The organism is Streptomyces sp. NBC_00859 (genome assembly GCF_045161865.1).
Lineage (GTDB): Bacteria > Actinomycetota > Actinomycetes > Streptomycetales > Streptomycetaceae > Streptomyces.
The window spans coordinates 4,766,796-4,782,431 of record NZ_CP108826.1 but is presented as its reverse complement, the minus strand read 5'-3'; the positions used below and the strand labels follow the sequence as shown (position 1 = coordinate 4,782,431).

Annotated in this window: 14 protein-coding genes and 1 tRNA gene; 7 read left to right on the top strand and 8 right to left on the bottom strand. The window is 70.2% G+C overall.

Translation table 11 applies throughout. The features are described 5' to 3' along the window. Window positions 1–219: 219 nt before the first annotated feature. From OG584_RS20900 to galU, 7 genes are all read right to left on the bottom strand, one after another. Window positions 220–293: transfer RNA gene (locus OG584_RS20900), tRNA-Ala, on the bottom strand. Window positions 294–377: 84 nt separating this feature from the next. Beyond that, window positions 378–1,496, bottom strand: a complete 1,119-nt coding sequence (gene glpR / locus OG584_RS20895) for a gephyrin-like molybdotransferase receptor GlpR (RefSeq protein ID WP_405779940.1) — start codon at window positions 1,494–1,496, stop codon at window positions 378–380. Window positions 1,497–1,694: 198 nt separating this feature from the next. After that, a complete protein-coding gene (locus OG584_RS20890; RefSeq protein ID WP_405779938.1) occupies window positions 1,695–2,306 on the bottom strand; it encodes a GNAT family N-acetyltransferase in 612 nt (203 codons plus the stop codon). A gap of 22 nt (window positions 2,307–2,328) precedes the next feature. After that, the gene (locus tag OG584_RS20885; protein ID WP_405779936.1) at window positions 2,329–2,877 is read right to left on the bottom strand and encodes a molybdenum cofactor biosynthesis protein B; all 549 of its coding nucleotides are present in this window, start codon (window positions 2,875–2,877) and stop codon (window positions 2,329–2,331) included. A gap of 86 nt (window positions 2,878–2,963) precedes the next feature. After that, entirely contained in the window at window positions 2,964–3,464 is a 501-nt protein-coding gene (moaC, locus tag OG584_RS20880; protein WP_405779934.1) for a cyclic pyranopterin monophosphate synthase MoaC, read from the bottom strand. Between the two features lie 60 nt (window positions 3,465–3,524). Next, window positions 3,525–4,829: a gephyrin-like molybdotransferase Glp gene (gene glp, locus OG584_RS20875; RefSeq protein WP_405779932.1), complete on the bottom strand. Its 1,305-nt coding sequence runs from the start codon at window positions 4,827–4,829 to the stop codon at window positions 3,525–3,527. Between the two features lie 3 nt (window positions 4,830–4,832). Next, entirely contained in the window at window positions 4,833–5,735 is a 903-nt protein-coding gene (galU, locus tag OG584_RS20870; RefSeq protein WP_405779930.1) for a UTP--glucose-1-phosphate uridylyltransferase GalU, read from the bottom strand. 94 nt (window positions 5,736–5,829) lie between these two features. On the opposite strand from galU, the gene OG584_RS20865 reads away from it, so the two are divergent. Beyond that, a complete protein-coding gene (locus OG584_RS20865) occupies window positions 5,830–6,423 on the top strand; it encodes a 5-formyltetrahydrofolate cyclo-ligase (RefSeq protein ID WP_405779928.1) in 594 nt (197 codons plus the stop codon). An 87-nt stretch (window positions 6,424–6,510) separates the two neighbouring features. On the opposite strand, the gene OG584_RS20860 is transcribed toward OG584_RS20865, so the two are convergent. Next, window positions 6,511–9,267, bottom strand: coding sequence for a penicillin acylase family protein (locus OG584_RS20860; protein ID WP_405779926.1), 2,757 nt, complete (start codon window positions 9,265–9,267; stop codon window positions 6,511–6,513). 190 nt (window positions 9,268–9,457) lie between these two features. On the opposite strand from OG584_RS20860, the gene OG584_RS20855 reads away from it, so the two are divergent. The 6 genes from OG584_RS20855 to mscL all read left to right on the top strand — a co-directional run bounded on the left by OG584_RS20855 (window position 9,458) and on the right by mscL (window position 15,623). Then, the gene (locus OG584_RS20855) at window positions 9,458–10,966 is read left to right on the top strand and encodes a potassium/proton antiporter (RefSeq protein ID WP_405784198.1); all 1,509 of its coding nucleotides are present in this window, start codon (window positions 9,458–9,460) and stop codon (window positions 10,964–10,966) included. 244 nt (window positions 10,967–11,210) lie between these two features. Next, window positions 11,211–12,596 (top strand): MFS transporter, encoded by a 1,386-nt coding sequence (locus OG584_RS20850; RefSeq protein ID WP_405779925.1) that lies wholly within the window; start codon window positions 11,211–11,213, stop codon window positions 12,594–12,596. A 66-nt stretch (window positions 12,597–12,662) separates the two neighbouring features. Then, window positions 12,663–13,052 carry an FmdB family zinc ribbon protein gene (locus OG584_RS20845; protein ID WP_405779923.1) on the top strand — a complete coding sequence of 130 codons (390 nt, stop codon included), beginning with the start codon at window positions 12,663–12,665 and terminating at the stop codon, window positions 13,050–13,052. Window positions 13,053–13,140: 88 nt separating this feature from the next. Then, entirely contained in the window at window positions 13,141–14,025 is an 885-nt protein-coding gene (locus OG584_RS20840) for an S-methyl-5'-thioadenosine phosphorylase (RefSeq protein WP_405779921.1), read from the top strand. Between the two features lie 668 nt (window positions 14,026–14,693). Then, window positions 14,694–15,023, top strand: coding sequence for an RcpC/CpaB family pilus assembly protein (locus OG584_RS20835; protein WP_405779919.1), 330 nt, complete (start codon window positions 14,694–14,696; stop codon window positions 15,021–15,023). A 123-nt stretch (window positions 15,024–15,146) separates the two neighbouring features. Beyond that, window positions 15,147–15,623: a large conductance mechanosensitive channel protein MscL gene (gene mscL / locus OG584_RS20830; protein ID WP_405779917.1), complete on the top strand. Its 477-nt coding sequence runs from the start codon at window positions 15,147–15,149 to the stop codon at window positions 15,621–15,623. Window positions 15,624–15,636: the final 13 nt, after the last annotated feature.

Genomic DNA, 15,636 nt, shown 5'->3' with positions numbered 1-15,636 from the left:
CGAGACCGCAGGAGTCTGCCTCCACGCCTGCGGTCCCCGCGGCATGTCCGCATCCCGCGCCCCGGTCCGTTCCGACGCGGACCGCCGCGCTTCCCGACGGCCCGGCAGGCTGACTTTCACTCAAACAGGAGCTCAAACGACGAGATCCCGGTCAGACGGTGACCGTCTGACCGGGATCTCGTGAACCGTTTCGGGATAAACCCGTGAACGGCCCTGCGGTGGACCTGTGGGGATTTGAACCCCAGACCCCCTCGATGCGAACGAGGTGCGCTACCAGACTGCGCCACAGGCCCTTGCAACGAGTGAAACTTTAGCACCCCTGCCGGGGTGCTCGGAAATCCGCTCCCCCGCTGGTCACGTACGCCCGCCACGGCCGGTCATTCGTTGGCCGCACGCGGCCGGTCCTCATCCTCGTATTGATCGAAGAGCGGTGTGCGCCCGCGCTCGCGGGGGCGGCGGGACGCCGGGCTCTGCCGGTCCGGGGCGGGGGCCGGATCCGGGGTGTCGTCCGATGCCGGTTCGGCGACGCTGGACGAGCGGGCCGAGCTCCACGTGTCGGGGGCGCCGAGGTCGATGTTCTCCGGCGCGCGCGGTGCGACCGGGGCGGTCACATAGGTCGGGAGCGGCACCGGGACGGGCTCCCAGCTGTCGCCGCGGCCCCGGCCGCGCTCGCGCTGCTGGTCGACCCACTCGGCGTGGTCCGTCTGCTCGACCAGGGCGCGACGGCCGGCCTCCTGCGCCGAGACCACCGGTGCGGGTTCCGGCTCGGGGCGGCGGGCGCCGGTGTCCGCGCGCTGCTCGGCCGCGCCGGGGCCGGGGCGGCGGGGGCGGTTCTCGCGCAGCCGCTGCGCCGCGGCCTCCGCCCTGCGGCGGTCCATGGTGAAAGCGAAGCGGCGGCGCTCCTGCGTCCGCAGGTACACGATGTACGTGCTCAGCAGCAGCGCGGGCACGGCCGGCGCCCACAGGAAGCCCAGGCCGCCGACCGCGGCGACGACGGCGCCGAGGGTGAAGGCCGCGAAGAGGAGCACGGTGGTGCGTCTGCGGCGCGCGAGCGCCTTCAGGCGCCGGGCGCGCTCGGCGGCGGGACCGGTGGCCGGCGCGGCCTTGCGGGCGCGCCGTGCGGTTCGCTCCCGGCGGGCCGCGGGGCCCTGGTGCGGGTCCGCGGCGCCCTCCGGTGCCGGCTCGGCCGGGTCCCCCGGAGCCGACGGGTCCGCCGAGGACACAGCGAAGGACCGGACGTCGACGGAACTCCGGGATTCCGTCGTGCCGTCCGGCACCGCATCGTCGGGAACACCCTCGCCCGCTGCGCGTTCCTGCAGCTCCCTGGCGTACCGGCGCTCCATCCCCGCCCGTCCGGACAGCAGCCGGATGGCGGTGCTGAAGCGTTCCGTCGGACGGGCCTCGTTCAGCTCGTCCTGCCTGCGGAGCCACATCGGCACCAAGTAGGCGGCCCAGGCCCCGACGATGACTGCGTAGATGAGGCCACTGCTGCTCACCCTCACACCGTAGAGGGGTCCACGTGGGGCCATCTGCCAATTGGCCCGGTGTGTCGCACAATCCGGCTGATATCTCGAACTTTTTTTGTGATTGTTCGGATCAACAGTCTCCGAATGTGGGCGTGTTCACTGCCGAACCACGTCCGATTGGCCGCCAATTTCGAACATGTATTTTATTTATAGGGTCTTCTGACAGTCTCAGGAGAGCTTCCGCGGGGTCCCCGGACGTGCTCTGCGCCACCTGCTGAGCAGGCCGTCAGGGACTTCGTCGGCGGTCAGCGCGAAGACCAGATGATCACGCCAGCCACCGTCGATGTGCAGATATCGCGGCCGCAGCCCCTCCTCGCGGAATCCGAGTTTCTCCACGACCCGCCGGCTCGGTTCGTTCTCCGGACGAATACAGACCTCGATGCGGTGCATCCCGACCGTACGGAAACAGTGGTCGACAGCGAGCGCGACCGCCGTCGGCATGACGCCCCGGCCGGCGACCTCGCGGTCGACCCAGTAACCGACATGCCCCGAGCACATGGAACCCCAGGTGATCCCGGCGACGGTCAACTGCCCGACCAGCAGCCCCTGGTACTCGATCACGAACGGCAGCATCCGCCCGGCGTTCGCCTCCGCACGCAGGTGGCGCACCATCTGCCGGTAGGTGGGGCGCTGGGCGACCGGACCGCCGGGGGCAGGCGGCGGTACCGTCGCCTCCCAGGGGCGCAGCCAGTCGCGGTTGCGCCGGTTCACCTCGCGCCACGTCTTCTGGTCCCGCAGTTTTATGGGGCGCAGGGCAACAGGGCCTTCCGCCAGTTCCACGGGCCACGGTGAGAGGTTCAGCTCATGCTCCCGGCAGTCTGGGGTGGTCGCCGCCCCGGATCTGATCCACGGCGTGCACCAGCAGCCGTTCCAGTACGGCGAGTCCGTCGCGCACCCCGCCGGTGGAGCCGGGGAGATTGACGACGAGGGTCGTGCCCGCAAGACCGGCGACGCCCCGTGAGAGGGCGGCGGTCGGGACCTTGGCCAGGCCTTCGGCGCGGATCGCCTCGGGGATGCCCGGGATCTCGCGGTCGAGGACGCGCAGGGTCGCGTCGGGGGTGCGGTCGGTGGGCGAGATGCCCGTACCGCCGGTGGTGACGATGACGTCGTACGCCGCGGAGACCCCGGCGCGCAGCGCCTGCTCGACCGGGTCGCCGTCCGGGACGACCTGCGGTCCCTCGACGGTGAAGCCGAGTCCGGCGAGCGCATCGGCGATGAGCGGCCCGCCCCGGTCCTCGTAGACCCCGGCCGACGCGCGGTTCGACGCCGTCACGACGAGGGCGGTGTACGGGGCGCCGGAGTGCGGTGACGGATGCGGGTCGCTGGACTGGGGCAGCGTGTCAGGCAGCACGGACAGTGCCGGCTCCGTGGGTGCGACAGGTGCGACAGGCGCGACGGATGGAGTGCCGGCTACGGGAGGGGTGGTGGCAGGCGTCGTCATGCCGCGTCGCCTTCCGCCGTCGGGCGGCGGTAAGTGCCGGACTTGCCGCCCGTCTTCTCCTCGACCCGGACGTCGGTGATGACCGCGCCCTTGTCGACCGCCTTGACCATGTCGATCACGGTGAGCGCGGCAACCGTGACGGCCGTCAGCGCCTCCATCTCGACACCGGTGCGGTCGGTCGTCCGCACGGTGGCGAGGATCTCGACCGCGTCGTCGGCGACGGTCAGGTCGAGCTTCACCCCGGAGACCGCCAGGGGGTGGCAGAGCGGAATCAGATCCGGGGTGCGCTTGGCCCCCATGATGCCCGCGATACGGGCGGTGGCCAGGGCGTCTCCCTTGGGGACGCCCTCGCCCCTGAGCAGTTCGACGACGCGAGGCGAGACGAGGACCCGCCCGCTGGCGCGTGCGGTGCGCGCGGTGACGTCCTTGTCCGAGACGTCGACCATGCGGGCCGCGCCCACCTCGTCGATGTGCGTGAGCCCTTGCTGCGTACTCATTGCTGTGGCGCTCCCGGTCAGGCCTGTGTGGTCAGACACGGTACCGCCACAGCGCCGTGTTCAGCCCAGGAGGACCACTTCGAGCTCCGTGCCCGGCTCGGCTCCGTCGGCCTCCTCGGGGATCACGATCAGGCAGTCGGCGTGGGCGAGAGCCGCGATCAGATGCGAACCCGAACCGCCCACGGGGGTGACGGTGGCCTTCTGGGCGTCGTATCTGCCGCGCAGGAACTGGCGCCGGCCGGCGGGCGACGTGAGCGCCTGGCGAGTCTCCAGGGTGGCGCGGACCGTGGGGCGGCGGACGTCCTTCCTCCCCATCAGGGCGCGGATCGCGGGGCGCACGAACAACTCGAACGAGACATAGCTGGAGACCGGGTTGCCCGGCAGCGCGAGCAGCGGGGTGTGGTCGGGGCCGATCGAGCCGAAACCCTGGGGCTTGCCCGGCTGCATCGCCAGCTTGCGGAAGTCGATGCCGCTGCCGTGCTCGTCCTCGTCACCGACGGACGAAAGAGCCTCCTTCACCACGTCGTACGCGCCCACGCTGACGCCACCGGTGGTGATCAGGAGGTCGGCCCGGATCAGCTGGTCCTCGATGGTGGCGCGCAGAGTCGCCGCGTCATCGGTGACCGCTCCCACGCGGTACGAGATGGCGCCCGCGTCCCGCGCCGCCGCGGCCAGGGCGAAGCTGTTGGAGTCGTAGATCTGGCCCTCGGCGAGCACCTCGCCCGGCTGGGTCAGCTCGCTGCCGGTCGACATCACGACGACGCGCGGGCGCGGGCGGACCCGCACCGAGCCCCGCCCGATGGCGGCGAGCAGCCCGATCTGCGGCGGGCCGAGCAGCGTACCGGCTTCGAGTGCGAGATCACCCGAGCGGACGTCGCTGCCGCGCTCACGGACGTGCGCGCCCGCCTCCGCCGAGCGGTACACGCGGACCTCACCGCTCGCGCCCTCGGGGGCGCCGCTCGCGGCCCGCATGGTGGTGGCCGCTCCCCCGCCGGTGCCGCCGTCGGTCCACTCGACCGGCACGACGGCCTGCGCGCCGGGCGGCAGCGGGGCTCCGGTCATGATGCGCGCGGCCTGGCCCGGCCCCACAGCGGGCAGGTCCGCCATCCCGGCCGCCACGTCGCCGATGACCGTGAGGACGGCGGGGAACTCCTCGCTCGCACCCTCGACGTCGACGGTGCGGACGGCGTACCCGTCCATCGAGCTGTTGTCGAACGGCGGCAGCGAGACCTCCACCGTGACGTCCTCGACGAGAACACAGCCCTGCGCGTCCGGGAGCTGCAGCTCGATCGGTTCGAGTGGGCGGACCGCCGCGAGGATGTCTTCCAGGTGCTCGTCCACCGACCAGATCGGGGTGTTGCTCACGTGCTACATCTCCTCGGTGACATAACGGCGAAGCCAGGCCTTGAAGTCCGGCCCCAGGTCCTCACGTTCGCACGCGAGTCTGACAATGGCCCGCAGATAGTCGCCGCGGTCGCCGGTGTCATAGCGGCGGCCCTTGAAGACGACGCCGTGCACCGGGCCGCCGGCCTTCTCGTCGTGGGCGAGCTGCTGCAGCGCGTCGGTGAGCTGGATCTCGTTGCCTCGGCCGGGCTCGGTCTTGCGGAGTATGGCGAAGACCGCGGGGTCCAGCACATAGCGGCCGATGATCGCGAGGTTGCTGGGGGCGTCGGCCACCGCGGGCTTCTCCACCAGGTCGGTGACCTTGACCACGTCCGACTCACCGGTGGGCTCCACGGCCGCGCAGCCGTACAGGTGGATCTGGCTCGGCTCGACCTCCATGAGGGCGATCACGCTGCCGCCCTCCCGCTCCTGGATCTCCACCATGCGCGCCAGCAGCGGGTCGCGCGGGTCGATCAGGTCGTCGCCCAGAAGGACCGCGAAGGGCTGGTCGCCGACGTGCGGCTCGGCGCACAGGACGGCGTGGCCGAGGCCCCTGGGGTCGCCCTGGCGTACGTAGTGCATGGTCGCGAGGTCGCTGGACTCCTGGACCCTGGCGAGCTTCTCGGCGTCGCCCTTGCGGGTGAGCGCCGACTCCAGCTCGTAGTTGCGGTCGAAGTGGTCTTCCAGCGGGCGCTTGTTACGGCCGGTGATCATGAGTACGTCGGAGAGGCCGGCCGAGACCGCCTCCTCGACGACGTACTGGATGGCCGGCTTGTCGACCACGGGCAGCATCTCTTTCGGAGTGGCCTTGGTGGCCGGCAGGAACCGGGTGCCGAGGCCCGCTGCCGGAATGACAGCCTTGCTGATCCTGGGTGGCGACTGAGTCATACGCAGCACCATATCCGCTGGCTTCTGGGCGGAAGATGATGCTCCGGTTAATAGATCCTCATACCCGAGGTTACGAGAGGATTGCGAATCCCCCATGGCGCCCGAAAAAACGGACAAAGCAACCCTGCGGGGGCAACTCCTCGCCGCGAGAACCCTCTTGACCGGTAAAGACGTCGAATCGGCCGCTTCGGTTCTCGCCGGGCACGCCGTCGCACTCCCGGAGCTCGCGCGGGCGCACACCGTCGCGGCCTATGTCTCCGTGGGCCGCGAGCCGGGCACCCGCCCGCTGCTCGACGCGCTGCGCGCCCGCGGGGTCCGGGTACTGCTGCCGGTACTGCTGCCCGACAACGACCTCGACTGGGGCGCGTACGAGGGCGCGGACGCACTGGTGCCCGCCGGGCGCGGGCTTCTTGAGCCGGGGGGCGCACGGCTCGGCGTACGCGCGGTGGTCGACGCCGACGCCGTCCTGCTGCCGGGACTCGCCGTCGACGGGCGGGGGATGCGGCTGGGGCGCGGCGGCGGCAGTTACGACCGGGTGCTCGCCCGTCTCGCGGGAGCGGCCGCGCACCCCGCCCTGGTGGTGCTGCTGTACGGCGGCGAGGTGGTCGCACGGGTCCCGGAGGAACCGCACGACCACCCCGTTCACGCGGTGGTGACCCCGGAGGGCGTCCGCCGCTTCAGCGCCTGAGCAGGCCCGCCCGGCCGTGTTCGCGATGCCGCCGGCAGGCGGCACCCCGGCACCGGCACTCACCGGTTCGCCACCCGGCGCCCCGCGTCAGGGCTTGAGCACCAGCGTGTCGACCGTGCTCCTGTCGACGGCGGCCTTGCTGAACGACCAGCCGAGCAGGTCGCCGTTGGCCCACTTGCTCTCCTGGTCCGTGTAGTGGGCGCTGTACGCGTGCCCCGACTCCCCGGTCAGGTTGATCCACTGCGACTTGTCGAGATCCTTGAGGTTCACGACCATGCGCATCGAGGGGACCCAGACGACGCCGTACCCGCCGGCCGCGTTCCATCCGGTGGCGTCGACCGCCGCCTCGCCGCCGCCCAGGTTGAACGGGCCGCGGTTGAGCATCCACTTGAGCACGCCGGGACCGTCGGTGCCGAGGGTCTGGTTCTTGAGCATCAGCTGGTGCAGCCGGCCCCAGTTCCAGGTGTCGACGTCCTTGCCGAGCTTGGCCGTCAGCTCCCAGCGGGCGTCCTTCATGGCCCGGCCCAGCAGCTGGTCACGGTTGTGGGTGGGCTGGTCGAGCCGGGTCCTGGGGGTCTTCCACCAGTCGCTGTCCGGCTTGTCGAGCAGCTTGCGCACGACCTCGAACCAACGGTCGCCGCCGTCCGGCTGCGCCGAGTCGGCCGAGCGCTGACCGCACTCCCGCACCAGTTTGCCCTGCTCGTCGGCGGGGCCCGAAGCGCTGTCGGCCGGCGGCACATTGAGGCACTGGCCCTCCACCCGCAGCTCCTTGGGCAGCTTGTTGCCGAAGGCGAGCTTGAGGATGTTGCGCCAGACCGCGTTGAAGTACGCGGCAGCCGCCGAGTCCGACTCCTGGGTGTAGTCCCAGCCCTCCAGGAGCTTCTGCGCCTGCCGGACGTCAGGGTCCTTGACGTTGAGCTTCAGCAGCAGCGGGGTCAGCAGCTTGGCGATCTCGCTGCTGTTGTCCAGCTGCATCTTCTGCATGTCCTCGGTCGAGATCTTCCCGCCGTCCCTGGTCTTCGACTCGATGAGGTCGGTGATCCGCCGGCTGCGGGTCCCATAGCCCCAGTCCTCGGTGAGCAGGTACGGGTACTTCTTCGGGTCGATCACGGCCTGGTTGGCGGTGACGATGTAGCCGCGCTTCGGGTTGAACTCGTAGGGCAGCTGATCGAAGGGGATCGTGCCCTTCCACTTGTACTTGGGGTCCCAGCCCGGCGCGGGCATCGTGCCGTCGTCGCCCTTGGAGCGGATCGGGATGGAGCCGGGCGCCTGGTAGCCGATGTTGCCCTTGGTGTCGGCGTAGATCAGGTTCTGCGAGGGGACGTCGAAGTTCTTGGCTGCGGCGCGGAAGCCGGTCCAGTCCTTGGCCCTGTCCAGGTCGAAGACCGCGTCCAAGGAGTTGCCCGGCTGGAGCGCGGTCCACTTGAGGGCCACCGCGTAGCCGTCGCCGCGGTCGGGGGCGGCCGAGGCCACCGGCGCCTTCTCGCCGACCTTCGCCAGCTCGGTGTCCCGGTCGGAGACCAGCGGGCCGTTGTTCGTCCCGCGGACGATGATCTGCCGCGACTTGCCGCCGGCGACCTTGATGGTCTCCTTGCGGGTCGTGAAGGGCTTCTCCTCGCCGTCGTAGAGATAGCCGTTGTCGGTGACCTTCTCCAGGTAGAGGTCGGTGACATCGGCGCCGAGGTTGGTGAAGCCCCAGGAGATGTCCTGGTTGTGGCCGATGACCACGCCCGGCATGCCGGAGAAGGTGTAACCCGCGACGTCGTAGTGGCAGCTGCTGGAGACGGTCCGGCAGTGCAGGCCCATCTGGTACCAGAGGGACGGAAGTTGCGGCGCCAGGTGCGGATCGTTGGCCAGCAACGGCTCGCCGGTGGTCGTCAGCTTGCCGGAGACGACCCAGGAGTTGGATCCGATGCCGCTGCCGCTCGGGCCGAGCAGCGTCGGGATCTTGTCCAGCGTGTCCGAGAGCGAGGACAGCTGCGACTGCATGCCCTCGACCGCGCCGCCCGCGGTGCTGGATCCGCCCACGGAGCCGCCCGGGTTCGCGTCCTGGTCGAACTTGCCGGTGACCGGGTCGATGCCGCCCTGCTGCACGATCGGCTTGTTCCGGCTGTACGGGTAGGACGGATAGAGGTCACTGATCTGCTTGGCGTCGAGCCGCGAGGTCATCAGCGACCGGTCGATCTCGTCCCGCATGTTGCCGCGCAGGTCCCAGGCCATCGCCTTGAGCCAGGCCACCGAGTCGACGGGCGTCCACGCCTCGGGCTTGTAGTCGTTGGTGAGGTTCAGGGCCGCGTACTCGACGGAGATCTGCTTCCCGTCCTTGCCCTTCAGATATGCGTTGACCCCGGCCGCGTACGACTGCAGGTTCTTCTTGGTCTGCGGCGACAGCTTGGTGTCGTACTCCTGCTGCGCGACCCGGTGCCAGCCGAGCGTGCGCAGGAAGGAGTCGGTCTTGACCTGCCCCGATCCGAACATCTCGGAGAGCCGGCCGGACGTCATGTGACGCCGGACGTCCATCTCGTAGAAGCGGTCCTGCGCCTGGACGAAGCCCTGCGCCCGGAAGAGGTCGGCGTCGGTGTCCGCGTAGATCTGCGGAACGCCGTAACTGTCCCGCTTGACGTCGACGTTGCCCGAGAGGCCGGGAACCTTGATCTCACCGGACGTCTGCGGCAGGGACGCCCGCACAGTGCTCACGCCCCAGTACGTCCCGTACCCGATGCCCGCGACGAGCGCCAGCACCAGGACGATCACGAGCAGCCTGGCGCGACGCCCTTTCTTCCTGCGGGATTTCGTGCCGGATTTCGTGCCGGAAGGGGCGGCTGAGGTGGTGGCGGCGGGCATCGCTGTCCTTCGAGGGGCAGGGTGGTCTGTAGTACCGACGGAGCGCTGGAGCAACCATAGGCGCAGCGCCCGCCCGCTCCGGACTCGGCATCCCCGCCGGCATCGCACAAGTAAGCGAAGCGTCAAGGAAGCGTCAAGGATTAGGTAGGGTAACGAAGTAACTGCAGGTGCACGAAGGAAGGAACGGCCACTGACTGTCCACCATCTCAACGAGCTCCTGCTGATCTGCTCGCTGGTCCTGCTGATCGCCGTGGCCGCCGTGCGCATCTCCTCACGCAGCGGCCTCCCCAGCCTGCTCCTGTACCTCGGCATCGGGATGGCGATCGGCCAGGACGGCATCTTCCACGTCAAGTTCGACAACGTCGAGATGACGCAGGTGATCGGCTACGCCGCTCTGGTAGTGATCCTCACCGAGGGCGGCCTCGGCACCAAGTGGAAAGAGATCAAGCCGGTCCTGCCGATGGCCGTGGTGCTGTCGACGGCCGGCGTCGCCGTGAGCGTGGGCATCACCGCCGCGGGCGCGCACTACTTGGTCGGTCTCGAATGGCGCCAGGCCCTGATCATCGGTGCCGTGGTCTCGTCGACGGACGCCGCAGCGGTCTTCTCCGTCCTGCGCAAGGTGCCCCTGCCGTCCCGGATCACCGGAGTGCTGGAGGCCGAGTCCGGCTTCAACGACGCCCCGGTGGTGATCCTGGTGATCGCCTTCTCGACGGCGGGCCCGGTGGACCACTGGTACGTACTGATCGGCGAGATCGCCCTGGAACTGGCGATCGGCGCCTCCGTCGGCCTCGCCGTCGGCTGGCTCGGGTCCTGGGGGCTGCGCCATGTCGCGCTGCCCGCCTCCGGCCTCTACCCGATCGCGGTGATGGCCATCGCGATCATGGCGTACGCGGCCGGGGCCATCGCGCACGGCAGTGGGTTCCTCGCCGTCTACCTCGCCGCGATGCTGCTGGGGAACGCCAAGCTGCCGCACTGGCCGGCCACTCGCGGATTCGCCGAAGGGCTCGGCTGGATCGCCCAGATCGGCATGTTCGTGCTGCTCGGCCTGCTGGTGAGCCCGCACGAGCTGGGCAGTGACTTCTGGCCCGCCGTGATCGTGGGCCTGGTCCTGACGATGGTGGCGCGGCCGGTCTCCGTACTGCTGAGCCTGGCGCCCTTCCGGGTGACCTGGCAGGAGCAGACCCTGATGTCGTGGGCCGGACTTCGCGGAGCCGTGCCCGTCATCCTGGCCACCATCCCGATGGTGTCCGGGATCGACGGCAGCTCCCGGGTCTTCAACATCGTCTTCGTGCTCGTCGTCGTCTACACCCTGGTCCAGGGACCGACACTGCCCTGGCTGGCAAGGAAGCTGAATCTCGGCGACAGCACCGGGACCGCGGACCTCGGCATCGAATCGGCGCCGCTGGAGCGGCTGCGCGGACATCTGCTGTCGGTGGCGATCCCGGAGACCTCGCGGATGCACGGCGTCGAGGTCGGCGAACTGCGCCTGCCCAAGGGCGCCGCCGTGACCCTGGTCGTCCGGGACGGTACGAGCTTCGTACCGCAGCCTTCGACCGTGCTGCGCCGCGGGGACGAACTGCTCGTGGTGGCGACCGATCCGGTCCGCGACGCGGCCGAGGCACGGTTGCGGGCCATCGGCCAAGGAGGCAAGCTGGCGGGCTGGCTCGCCAATAGCGGTACCATGAACCGATCGACTTGACGCGATTGACCAGATTGACCTGATCGACCAACTCTGCCTGATGCAGAGCTGGCGCGACCGTATGGCGGTCGAGGCACCCCCGTCGCGGTGCCTGCGCGGTATCCGCGCAGGTGTTCCGCACGACGAAACAGCCCGGCCTACCGCAGTTCCGCGCAAGAGGACAGCTCTCGGCAGCTCCCGTACGCATGCCCCTGCATGCCCGTACGACAAGGGGAGCGCCACCAGGCGGCAGAAAGGCTAGGCCGTGGTGTCCACGGTCTCCGAGACCCGTCCGGGGTACGGGCAACTGCTGCGCACACCTGGCGCATGGACGTTCCTGCTGCCCGGTTTCGCCGCGCGGCAGCCGTTCGCGATGCTGACGATCGGCATCGTGCTGCTGGTGCAGCACACGACGGGTTCGTACGGCAGCGCCGGCGTCGTCGCCGCTGTGACGGGTGTCTCCATGGCGTTGTTCGCGCCGCAGAGCGGCAAGCTCGCCGACCGGTTCGGACAGCGCGCGGTGCTGTTCCCCGGCGTGCTCGTGCACACCGCGTCGGTGGTGACCCTGACGTCACTCGCCCTGGCGGGAGCACCCCTGTGGGCCCTGTTCATCGCAGCTGTACCGACCGGTGCTTCGGTGCCGCAGGTCGGCCCGATGGTGCGGGCCCGCTGGGCCGCGAAGCTGGACGGCTCCCCCCTCATGACGACGGCCGCGGCCTTCGAATCGGTGACGGACGAATTCACCTTCGTCATCGGCCCGGTGCTGACGACCGCGCTGTGCACCGGAATCCACCCGGCGGCCGGGCTGATCACCGAGGCCACGCTGACCCTGCTGGGCGGCCTGGTCTTCGCGGCGCAGCGCCGGACCCAGCCGGTCGTCGGCGGCCGTGAGGAGGGCCACACTTCCGTGCGCCCGGTCTCCGCGCTGTCGGTGCCCGGGGTACGGGTGCTCGCCGTGGCGTTCCTGGGGATCGGCGCCGTGTTCGGCGGCATGCAGGTCTCCCTGACGGCGTTCGCCGAGGAGATCGGGCAGCCCGGCGTGAACGGCCTGATGTACGGGGTCTTCGCCGCGGGCAACATGCTCGCGGGCATCATCTGTGGGGCTGTCGCCTGGAAGACCGGTCCGAAGTTCCGGCTGCTCGCCGCGTACACGGCACTGGCCGTGACCGCGTCCGGGCTCTGGGCCATGCACACGGCGCCGCTCGTCGCGGGGCTCGGACTGCTGGTCGGGCTCTGCATCGCACCGGCGCTGATCAGCGGCTACACGCTGGTGGAGACGCTGGTGCCCGCTTCGGCACGCACCGAGGCCTTCACCTGGCTGACCGGTTCGGTCGCCCTGGGGCAGGCCGCGGCCGTCTCGGTGGCGGGCGAGCTGACCGACGCGTACAGCTCGAGCGCCGGTTTCCTGGTGCCGATGGGCGGGACGGTACTGGCCCTGGCCGTCCTCCTCGCCCTGCGGTCGCGGCTGACGCCGCGCGGCTCCGGACCGGGCACGGAACCGGACTCCGGACCGGCCGTCCCAGTCGGGCGCGACACCGAACGGGACTCCGCGCGGGAGCGGGAAAGCGGCACCTCCCAGGGCGCCGGTCATGGCGCCGGGCGTGGGATCGGGCGTGGGATCGGTCACCGAGTGCCGGTCTCAGTGGACTGATCCAGCGGAATACGTCACTATAGAGCGTCGTTAGCACTCACTGAGTGAGAGTGCCAGGAGGAGCAAGTGCCGACCTATCAGTATCAGTGCACCGAATGCGGCGAGGGCCTCGAGGCGGTGCAGAAGTTCACCGATGACGCCCTGACCGTATGCCCGAGCTGCGAAGGACGCCTGAAGAAGGTGTTCTCGGCGGTCGGCATTGTCTTCAAGGGCTCGGGTTTCTACCGGAACGACAGCCGTGGCTCCTCGTCGAGCAGCACGGCGGCGTCGTCGAAGTCCGGCGGTTCCTCGACGGACTCGTCGTCGGGCTCGTCGTCGAGTTCTTCGGGCTCTTCCGGGTCCTCGGGATCTACCGGCTCTTCGGGTTCCGACTCGAAGGCCGGAGCGTCGAAGTCGGGCAGTCCGGCGTCGTCCTCCTCGTCGAGCGGCTCCTCCAGCGGCAGCTCCGCCGCCTGATTCCGCTTTCCCAGGACCCCGCCGTCGTCGACGGTGGGGTCTTCGGTGTGTCCGGGGCGCCTCCGGAACCCCGGATAGTGTGACCGGCATGGTGAATGTGGCGAACCCGGCAGACCTGGCAGCAGAACTGGCAACCGCGGCCCCGGCAGCGGACATCGGTGTCATCGGTGGCTCCGGCTTCTACTCCTTCCTGGACGACGTGACCGAGGTCGTGGTGGACACCCCGTACGGGAAGCCGAGCGACTCCCTCTTCCTCGGCGAGATCGCCGGGCGCCGGGTGGCGTTCCTTCCCCGGCACGGGCGGGGCCACCATCTGCCCCCGCACCTCATCAACTACCGCGCGAACCTCTGGGCGCTGCGGTCCGTCGGCGTACGGCAGGTGCTCGGCCCGTGCGCGGTGGGCGGGCTGCGACCGGAGTACGGGCCGGGGACGCTGCTGGTGCCGGACCAGATGGTGGACCGCACGAAGGCCCGCACCCAGACGTACTACGACGGCGAGCCGCTGCCGGACGGCAGCATCCCGAACGTGGTGCATGTGTCGCTGGCCGACCCCTACTGCTCCGAGGGACGCAGGGCGGCCCTCGCGGCGGCCCGCGGGCAGAAGTGGGAGCCGGTGGACGGCGGGACCCTGGTCGTCATCGAGGGACCGCGATTCTCGACCAGGGCCGAGTCCCGCTGGCACGCGGCGATGGGCTGGTCCGTCGTGGGCATGACCGGCCACCCCGAGGCGGTCCTCGCCCGCGAACTGGGGCTCTGCTACACATCGATGACACTGGTCACGGACCTGGACGCGGGGGCCGAGGCCGGCGAAGGTGTCTCCCACGAGGAGGTGCTCAAGGTGTTCGCCGCCAATGTGGACCGGTTGCGCACGGTGCTCTTCGACGCGGTGGCCGGGCTGCCCGCCGAGCAGTCGCAGGCCTGCCACTGCGCGCGTGCGCTGGACGGAGTCGACACGGGGATCGCGCTGCCCTGAGGCGATCGCGCTGCCTTGAGGGGGCGGTGCTGGTGGCCGGGCGGTGCTGGTGCGGGGGCGGTGCTGGTGGCCGGGCGGTGCTGGTGCTGGTGACGGGGCGGTGCCGCCCTGGGAGGCGGGCACTGGTGCGGGGGCGGCGCTGGTGCGGGGGCGGCGCTGGTGCGAGGTACTGGTGCGCGGTACTGGTGAAGGCGCAGGCGCGGTGTCGGCGGGGACGCCATGCGGTGTCGGCGGGCACCGTGCGAGTGAGGGAGTTTTCCACAACTCGCGGGTAGTCCACAGCTCTCAGCGGGATATCGCTGGACCCCTGATCGTGGGTGGAGCTTGCCCCGGACTCCTCTCACCAGGCGGTGGTTCCCATGATCCCCATGCCCGTACCGGCCGTATCCGCGCCCGAGCCGCGCGGAGTGCCACTGTTCGCCCCACTGCGGGTGCCCCCTGGGCGGCTCCGCCTGCGGCGGGCTATGGGCAGATGGCGGCGGACGGTTGCCGCCGGGCTGGTCCTCGCGGCTGCCGGGCTGGCTGCCTGGGCACCACGTGACGCGGGAGGCGCGGAGGCCGGGCCCGACATCCGGGCTGATGCCCGCGCTGGAGCGGAATCAGACGTACCGGCGGCCGTGCGATCACGCGCGCCGAGCACGCCCGCGGCCTCGGGCCGCGCTCCCCTGGTGTCCGCGCCGATTCGGATCGCCGACGCGGGGACCGTACGCCTGCTGGCGGCCGGCGACCGGGTGGATGTCATCGCGATCGGCAGCGGCACAGCCGATGGCACCGCCGCCGGGCGGGACGTGCCGGGTTCCGCCGGCGCGGCCCGGGTGGTCGCGACAGGGGCCCGCGTGTCCGACGTACCGAGCGCGGGCGACACGTCGTCCGAACCCTCCGAGATCTCCGGGTCCTCCGACCCCGGAGCGCTGATCGTCCTCGACGTGTCCCGCGCGACGGCGACCGCGCTGGCAGGTGCCGGAGCAACGTCGGAACTGGCGGTGACCCTGTGCTGAATAGAACTGATGCCCTGTCATATCCCCTCCGGGAGTGGGGTAATTGGACAGCTTCGCAGTGCAGCGCCTTAGGTGGCGGAGCGGACCGTTCCGCCACCGGCGCACACGAAGAAGGATCGCTTGATGAGCAAAGAGAACCCGACCCTGCTGGAGGGCTTCAAAGCCTTCCTCATGCGGGGGAACGTCATCGACCTCGCTGTCGCCGTCGTCATTGGCGCCGCCTTCACAGCCGTGGTGAATTCCGTGGTGAAGGGCGTGATCAGCCCGCTGGTCGGCGCCTTCGGCACCTCGCAGCTGGACTCGTACAAGTCCTGCTTCAAGCACCCGTGCGCCGTGAACGCCTCCGGCGATGTGACCAGCGGTATCTACATCCTGTGGGGGTCGGTGCTGAACTCTGTTCTGACCTTCGTCATCACCGCGGCCGTCGTCTACTTCCTCATGGTGCTGCCCATGGCCAAGTACCTCGCACGCAAGGCCGCCAAGGAGCAGGCGCTGCACGAGGAAACCGTGGAGGCCGAGGCTGCCGAGGTGGCGCTGCTGCGGGAGATCAGGGACGCGCTGGTAGCCCAGCACGGGCCGGGATCAGCTCACGATTCCTGACACCGGAGACGGA